Annotated in this window: 1 protein-coding gene and 1 pseudogene; both read right to left on the minus strand. The window is 56.8% G+C overall.

Annotation, left to right across the window (positions count from 1 at the left end; all coding sequences use genetic code 11):
• Positions 1–295, minus strand: a pseudogene (locus ACXJ5O_RS26475) (ABC transporter permease); the annotation flags it as partial.
• Positions 296–341: 46 nt separating this feature from the next.
• The gene (locus ACXJ5O_RS26480; RefSeq protein WP_457302505.1) at positions 342–1445 is read right to left on the minus strand and encodes an ABC transporter substrate-binding protein; all 1104 of its coding nucleotides are present in this window, start codon (positions 1443–1445) and stop codon (positions 342–344) included.
• Positions 1446–1580 lie beyond the last annotated feature (135 nt).

Raw genomic sequence — 1580 nt, forward strand, 5'->3', positions numbered from 1 at the left:
TGACCATAAACAGCGCGACGCGGCGAACGGCTGGGCGCATCTGCACCAGCGCAAATGCAGCGACATAACTCATGAAAATAGTCAGAACGGTGGTGACGATCGAAACGACGATGGTCGTGCGAACGACCCGCCCGATGGCGGCGTTCTGGAACAGGCTGATATAGTTACCAAAGCCAAATGTCGGCTCGGTGAAACTAAGCGCAAGCACCTGAAGGATCGGCAGGACGTAGAGACAGATCGTCAACAGTCCCGCCGGCACCGTCAGGATGAGCGCCCAACGCTGAAAGTTCGTCATGATTGCTATCCTGCCACCGGCATTGCCGATGGCAGGCTCCAGACTGTTAGCGAGAAATGAAGTCGAGGAACTTGTTCTGCAGAGCCGCCTCGTTATCGGCGTAGTAGTCGGCGCTGATGATCAGATTGCTCTTTGAATTCTCTGGCGCAAGGTTGTAGACCGCCTTGTCTTCTTTAGTCATCAGCGCCAGCGCCTTAGGGTTCGATGGGCCGTTACCCATCAGCCGCAGCAATGTCACCTGGCCATCAGGCTGCAGCGAAGAGTTGATGAAGTCGTAGACCTTCTTGCCGGCCGGGTTGCCCTTTGGAACCGACCAGGCGCTCGAAAACACCAGGTTCTGTTCCCAGGTCCAGGTGAAATCCTTGTTTTCCTTTCGCAGCAAATTGGCGCGTGTGTGCCAGATATTGCCCATGACGACTTCGCCATCGCGGAAGAGTTGCTGGCTCTGGGCGCCGGAATCCCAGAAAATGAGGTGCGGCAGCAACGGCTCGAGTTTCTTGAAGGCGCGATCGACGTCAAGCGGATACATCTCTTCAGGCTTCACGCCATCCGCAAGCAGGACCGACTCCAGCTGGCCCTGAATCCACTTGCACATGGTGCGCTTGCCAGGAAATTTTTCGAGATTGAAGAAGTCCGCCCAGCCGGTTGGCGCAACACCCTTGGTTTTCTTTGCATCGTAAGCAAGAACGTTGGAGAACGTGTAGTTGGCAATACCAAATTCTGCGGCCATGCCGGGGCCGACCAGAGATTTGTCGACAATCGAATAGTCGATCGGCTCGACGAAGCCACCCTTGCCGAGCGTTACGGCGTCCGTCATGCCGCCATCGGTCGCATCCCAGGTCACATTCTTGGACTCGACCATGGCGCGGACTGCGCCGGTCGAAGGACCGGTGCCGTCGACTACCAACTCCATGCCGGTTGCGGCCTTGAAGCCTGGTCCAAACGACTTCTGGAACGCTTCAAGGGCAGCGCCGCCCCAGTTGCAAACCACGACCTCGGTCACTGCGGCCGAAGCGTGGTTTGGGCGGAAGGCGACGGCAAGGCCGACGCCGGCCATGGCGGCCATGAAATTGCGACGATTGATCTTGCCCGACTTGAATTGCTCAAGTGCGCTGATGGCTGCGTCTTCACCAAAACGATTGACTGACATGCTGTTCCCTTTTTTTGATTGTGGACTTTCTGCTGCTGTGACGAGCACTATGGGTGCTGGATCCGCTGTTATCTGCTCCGAACGACCCTCCGGTTGAGTTTCTCGAAAGGTCTCGGAGCACCTACCGAATTACGG

The organism is Phyllobacterium sp. P5_D12 (genome assembly GCF_054049495.1).